The organism is Rhodoplanes roseus (genome assembly GCF_003258865.1).
Taxonomy (GTDB): domain Bacteria; phylum Pseudomonadota; class Alphaproteobacteria; order Rhizobiales; family Xanthobacteraceae; genus Rhodoplanes; species Rhodoplanes roseus.
This window is the reverse complement of the sequence record NZ_NPEX01000373.1, coordinates 1-4,621: the sequence shown is the minus strand read 5'-3', so window position 1 is coordinate 4,621 and position 4,621 is coordinate 1. Positions and strand designations below refer to the sequence as shown.

At 68.1% G+C, this 4,621-nt stretch carries 9 protein-coding genes and 2 pseudogenes; 5 read left to right on the top strand and 6 right to left on the bottom strand.

What is annotated here, in order from left to right:
• From CH341_RS36085 to CH341_RS28385, 4 genes and pseudogenes are all read right to left on the bottom strand, one after another.
• Window positions 1–104 (bottom strand): annotated as a pseudogene (locus CH341_RS36085) (helix-turn-helix domain-containing protein); the annotation flags it as partial.
• Window positions 105–160: 56 nt separating this feature from the next.
• Entirely contained in the window at window positions 161–487 is a 327-nt protein-coding gene (locus CH341_RS28390) for a hypothetical protein (protein ID WP_111422468.1), read from the bottom strand.
• A gap of 2 nt (window positions 488–489) precedes the next feature.
• On the bottom strand, window positions 490–636 hold the full coding sequence (locus CH341_RS34530; protein WP_170149844.1) for a hypothetical protein: 147 nt from the start codon (window positions 634–636) through the stop codon (window positions 490–492).
• 14 nt (window positions 637–650) lie between these two features.
• Window positions 651–1,010, bottom strand: a complete 360-nt coding sequence (locus CH341_RS28385) for a hypothetical protein (RefSeq protein WP_111422466.1) — start codon at window positions 1,008–1,010, stop codon at window positions 651–653.
• A 308-nt stretch (window positions 1,011–1,318) separates the two neighbouring features.
• On the opposite strand from CH341_RS28385, the gene CH341_RS28380 reads away from it, so the two are divergent.
• Window positions 1,319–1,552 carry a hypothetical protein gene (locus CH341_RS28380; protein ID WP_245431292.1) on the top strand — a complete coding sequence of 78 codons (234 nt, stop codon included), beginning with the start codon at window positions 1,319–1,321 and terminating at the stop codon, window positions 1,550–1,552.
• Window positions 1,553–1,651: 99 nt separating this feature from the next.
• Here CH341_RS28380 and CH341_RS28375 read toward each other — a convergent pair whose 3' ends face one another.
• Window positions 1,652–2,395, bottom strand: a complete 744-nt coding sequence (locus tag CH341_RS28375; RefSeq protein ID WP_170149843.1) for an XRE family transcriptional regulator — start codon at window positions 2,393–2,395, stop codon at window positions 1,652–1,654.
• Between the two features lie 45 nt (window positions 2,396–2,440).
• Between CH341_RS28375 and CH341_RS28370 the strand changes: the two genes are divergently transcribed.
• A complete protein-coding gene (locus tag CH341_RS28370) occupies window positions 2,441–2,686 on the top strand; it encodes a transcriptional regulator (protein WP_111422458.1) in 246 nt (81 codons plus the stop codon).
• Between the two features lie 151 nt (window positions 2,687–2,837).
• Here CH341_RS28370 and CH341_RS28365 read toward each other — a convergent pair whose 3' ends face one another.
• Window positions 2,838–3,098 carry a hypothetical protein gene (locus tag CH341_RS28365; protein WP_111422455.1) on the bottom strand — a complete coding sequence of 87 codons (261 nt, stop codon included), beginning with the start codon at window positions 3,096–3,098 and terminating at the stop codon, window positions 2,838–2,840.
• A 98-nt stretch (window positions 3,099–3,196) separates the two neighbouring features.
• Between CH341_RS28365 and CH341_RS34525 the strand changes: the two genes are divergently transcribed.
• From CH341_RS34525 to CH341_RS28355, 3 genes and pseudogenes are all read left to right on the top strand, one after another.
• Window positions 3,197–3,340 carry a hypothetical protein gene (locus tag CH341_RS34525; RefSeq protein WP_170149842.1) on the top strand — a complete coding sequence of 48 codons (144 nt, stop codon included), beginning with the start codon at window positions 3,197–3,199 and terminating at the stop codon, window positions 3,338–3,340.
• 10 nt (window positions 3,341–3,350) lie between these two features.
• Window positions 3,351–3,896 (top strand): phage regulatory CII family protein, encoded by a 546-nt coding sequence (locus CH341_RS28360; protein WP_111422453.1) that lies wholly within the window; start codon window positions 3,351–3,353, stop codon window positions 3,894–3,896.
• A gap of 49 nt (window positions 3,897–3,945) precedes the next feature.
• Window positions 3,946–4,621 (top strand): annotated as a pseudogene (locus tag CH341_RS28355) (hypothetical protein); the annotation flags it as partial.

Here is a 4,621-nt window from a genome sequence, read left to right as displayed (position 1 = left end):
TCGCCGAGCTTCTCCTGGCTCATGCCGAGCATCATGCGGCGCATGCGGACCCGACCGCCGACGTGGCGGTCGACCGGACGGGGCGACTTCTTCGTGGTGTCCATGGTCTCCTCCTGGGTTGGATGATCATCGCGACCGGCGCGGGTAGCGGATGTCGGCCTCAGCCATGAGCCATGCTCCGCTCGGTCTCAGTGCGGGGCGCCGCTGCTGCCGCGAGTGCGTGCCGGGCGGGTGACAGGTGGCGCTGCCACAGATCGGCGAGGCGGGGCACGTCGCCGGCGGCGAGCGCGTCGAGCCAGCCGGCGGCCAGCGCGGCCTCGAACCCGCGATCGGCGTCGAGGACGGTTCGGTGCAACTCCCTACGCTCGCCGTCGAGGCGCTCGATCAGATCGGCCGCCATGACGCGGGTAGGTTGCCGGATGGCGCGCAAACGCGAGACGATCTCGCAGGCCAACGGGATCGCGCTCGGGCGGGGTTCGGGCGTCATCGTCAGGCTCCTGCGGATGGGCGGACGGCGGCGCCGAGCGCCAGCCGCACGGCGGAGAGGCCTGCGCTGCCGACAAGGTCGGCGAGCGGTTCGGGCCGCATCAGCTCGGCAATCGGCTCAAGCAGAACATCCTTGGAGGCGGCGTTCACGGCAGATCCGGTGTTCATGATCGGCCCCCCGGGAGGCGCGCCAGCGGGCTGGCGCCGGAAAGCAGGGCGCCGCCCGCGCAGGATGGAGCGGCGACGCGCGGCAGGTGGGTGGCGACGAACTTGCGGGCGGCGGCGAGCGCGCTGTCGAGGTGGTCGGCAATCGGGCCGCCGCGCCAGCCGGCGGCGAGGAGTGCCATCGCGGCGGCGTCGGCCGGGCCGTCCAGGTCGATGCCCGAAGCCACCAGCACGGCCGCCATCCGGGCGCGCTGCTCGATCCGCATCAGTCGGCCCAGGTCGACCGGGGCGGCGCTGTTTTCAACAGTCGTGCTGACCGGCGTCGCTGAAATCATGGAATGGCGGATCGGGCAGGGCATCCGACTCTCCTCTGCTGATAGGAGAGTGTACCGAAAAATCAGTAAACAACAACCAAAAATTTGATGGAGGCTGAGCCAACGAATCGATTCGACTCAGCGGCCGGACTGAGTCCAAGATGAGAACGAAACAAGAACAATTGTAAGTGGCCTCCGGGCAATGCTGAGGGTGACGTGTTCGGACTGCGGCAGGCGTGGGTTCGCCGATCGCAGCGTCCTGGTGCCCGAGTGCTGGCACAGGCTCGTTTGCTCGGACTGTCGAAATCAGGGCGGCGAAGGCCGTAACATCGTGGTGGAGATCATCGATGGCTATGAAAACGTTCTACGTCGTTCAGGGCTTCACGGCGGGCCCGCGCGGGCGCCTCAGTCCCGTGCCGGCGATCGAAGTTCCCTCGGCAGAAGCCGCTCTGCGCCGAGCCGAGAAGATCGCGAGCATCAATGGCGGGGCGATCGCGTTCAGCCGGGCCGGGGATCCTGGTACGGACGATTTTGACGATCCGGTCGTCCTGGCGCGGTTCGGACAGGTGCCGGAGGAGGTCGGATAGCGGCCTCGAAGGGTTACCGGCTCACCGAGCCGCCGTCGTTCGGATCCGATCACCCAGGCTGTCGGCGGAGGCAACGTCGTCGCGTCCACCCAGACGCGATCATCCCATCAGCTCGCGCAGGGTCAGGACCCGCCACAACTTGCGCACCTCGGCGCGGTCGAACTCGACTGCTCGGGCGGGATTATGCTGCTTGCACAGGATGTGCCTCGGTGTGAGTTTCACCAGTTCCTTGAGGAAGCTCTTGGGGGGGTCGCCATCCTTCTCGGGATGGAGCTCGACAACCACATCGTCGCCCGGCGCCGGCATGCGATCCTGGATGTAGATCAGCTCGCCACTGCGGAAACGCGGCTCCATGCTCGAGCCAGTGACATAGAGCGCGACCACGTTCCTGGCGTGACGGATGCCGGGCGGCCGCTTCACCAGGTCCTGGATGTCCCCCATGTAGAAGAAGGCATCACTTCCCCCAACACTGACGCCCCGCACCTCCACGGTCGGTTCGCCGGTGTTGGGCCAGCCTTCACGCGCCACCTCAACTTCTGACCGTTCCGGGCCGCCAGGACGGATCAACGGCGGCGAGTCGGCCTCCTCCGGTCCGTCCTCCCAAAGCAGCCACTCCTGGGTGGTCCGGAGGGCAGCTGCGATTTCCCGCAGCATCCTAGGTCGGGATACGTCACCGTGTTCGATCGCAACGATGCCCTGCTGTTTCATGCCGACAGCTTCCGCCAACGCGGCCTGTGACATCTTCAGTTTAGCTCGGCGGCTGGCGACGCGCCGGCCGAACGCTGCCCGGTCAACTATCTTCATAGCCCAACCGATACCAAAATTTCGATCGAAGTGATCCACCGATAAGTCGGTTGACATCTACCGATTTCTCGGTATTTTGTCGGCATGTCCAGAGACGCCCTCAAGCGAGCATGCGACGTGGTCGGCGGGCAGAAGCCGCTCGCCGAACGCATCGGAACCTCTCAGTCCATGGTCTGGTACTGGCTGGAGCGCGCCAAGCGGGGCGTGCCGGCCGAGTACGTTCTCGCGATCGAGCGCGAGACCGGCGTGCCGCGTCACGAATTGCGCCCCGATATCTTCGCTGGCCGAAGCTCGGCTCGCCGTCGCGCCGCCCAGAGCGCCGCGTCGTGACCCACCGCCCGACCATCATGACCAGTCGGTTCGACGGAGTCCGCCGGAATGCGCGCGCCCGAATCCGGAGCCGATCAGTGTGTCCGCGGATTTCCGTCCTCATCTCAACGCAATGCGGCTGCGCCGGCGCTCAGCGATACCCTGATCTCAATCATCCGGTCGGTCGGCGCCCAGGGGTGATCGCCATGATCCCTGTCAGCTCGCGGACCATGCGCTCGAGCTCCTGGGGCCAAGCGGGAGGCCGGTTCTCGGCGCGCCGATCGTCGCGGAACTGCTCGACCCAGGCGAGGACCGCCTCCATGTCGAAACCCGCGTCGCGGAGGGCGAGGAACAGGGCCGTCATCACGTCGACATGCGCTTCGATCTTGGCCTCCAGGACGTCCAGTCGCTCGGCCAACATTTCGGACTGCATCCAGTACTCCATCCAGACTGTGGTTAGCCCGATGGTAGTGCAGGCACGCCGTGCCGTCACGGCCCGGCCGGGCCGCAGCCTTGCGGGAGCATTGCTCCATGGCCGAACAGGACACTGGGTCGATGCTGCCCCTCCAGATACTGTTTCCGTTGTTGGCCATGCGGCTCAGGATCGCCTACCTGAACCTGCCGGCCATCGGCCTGACCCCGCCCGCCGACGTGTCCGCGTCCTTCGGTCTGTGAGGAGGGCGTGATGGCCTTCCGCCCCTACAAGCCGCGCGACTACGGGACCACCAAGGACGTGGTCACGCGCCTGTTCGACGCGGTCCACGGCGGCATCAAGCGCATCGCCTTCTGGCTGCGGCGCTCGCCGACGCAGACCCAGGCCTATTCGGACCCGGCCTGCCCGGACGAGCTGACACTCGACCAGGCGCGGCGTATCGCCGATGCGGCGCCGGCCGCGGCCGTCGTCCTGGCCGAGGACTTCGCCGCCGCGGCGGGCGGCGTGTTCCTGCCCTGCGCCACGACCACGTGCCGATTCGAAGGCCTCGTCGCCAGGAGCGCCAAGGAGTGGGGCGAGTTCGTCTCGACCGTTGTCGACGCGCTGGCCGACGGCCGTATCGACGCCGGCGAACGGCGCGCCGTTCTGGCCGAGCTCGACCAGGTGCTGCACGCGCTCGCTGCGGCGCGGGCCGAGCTGGCCCACGAGGGGCGGGGAAATGCCGGGGCGGGGGTGCTGGCGACGCCCCCGGCCGATGTGGCACCGAGCGCGTCCACACGCAATCGGAGGCGGACATGATCGCCGCCTCGAATTCGAGGTTCTGCCCACGGCGGCGTTCGGGCCGGACGTGGACTCGGGCGCGCACCGGTTCGGTCCAGTGCGCGCCCATTTTCCGCCCCTTCAGGATCTTCCCGGACGCTTCGTCTCAGGATCTGCACGACCTGCACAGCCGTGTTGGCGCCGAGGGCTCACGATGAGCCGCCAGGCACTGTCCCGGCCGGCACGCGACGTCGTGCGGCCCGGCAGCACGGCGCAACGCGGGGCCGCGGCGGTCAGGGCCGCTGCCGAGCCAGGCTCGCGCGCCGCCGCGAGGTCGCTGCCCTTCCACCCGCTCGCCGACTTGTTCCCGCTGATCAACGGAGCGGAGTTCGAGGAGTTGGTCGACAGCATCCGGGCGGGCGGGCTGAATCATCCGATCGTGCTGCTCGACGGCATGATCCTCGACGGCCGCAACCGGTATCGCGCTTTGGCCCGTCTGGTCGGGGAGGGCGACCTCTGCGGCGCCGATCTCGACCCGGCGACCAGCGCGGCCTTCGTCGGATTCGACCCTCGGCACTTCCGGAAGGCGGTGATCGATCGCGGTCCGCTGAGGTTCGTGATCGACGAGAACCTGCGGCGGCGGCATCTGAGCGAGAGCCAGCGCGCCATGCTGGCAGCCCGCATCGCGACGTTCGGCGAGGGACGTCCGCCGGCGGTGCCGCGCGACCCGAGCGCTGCCGATACTCCGCCCATCGGCGGAGTAT

What these genes read in the sequence shown, in the direction of transcription:
- CH341_RS28390 (WP_111422468.1), bottom strand. Translation starts at nt 487, where the DNA reads ATGACGCCCGAACCCCGCCCGAGCGCGATCCCGTTGGCCTGCGAGATC.
- CH341_RS28385 (WP_111422466.1), bottom strand. Translation starts at nt 1,010, where the DNA reads ATGCCCTGCCCGATCCGCCATTCCATGATTTCAGCGACGCCGGTCAGC.
- CH341_RS28380 (WP_245431292.1), top strand. Translation starts at nt 1,319, where the DNA reads ATGAAAACGTTCTACGTCGTTCAGGGCTTCACGGCGGGCCCGCGCGGG.
- CH341_RS28370 (WP_111422458.1), top strand. Translation starts at nt 2,441, where the DNA reads ATGTCCAGAGACGCCCTCAAGCGAGCATGCGACGTGGTCGGCGGGCAG.
- CH341_RS28365 (WP_111422455.1), bottom strand. Translation starts at nt 3,098, where the DNA reads ATGCAGTCCGAAATGTTGGCCGAGCGACTGGACGTCCTGGAGGCCAAG.
- CH341_RS34525 (WP_170149842.1), top strand. Translation starts at nt 3,197, where the DNA reads ATGGCCGAACAGGACACTGGGTCGATGCTGCCCCTCCAGATACTGTTT.
- CH341_RS28360 (WP_111422453.1), top strand. Translation starts at nt 3,351, where the DNA reads ATGGCCTTCCGCCCCTACAAGCCGCGCGACTACGGGACCACCAAGGAC.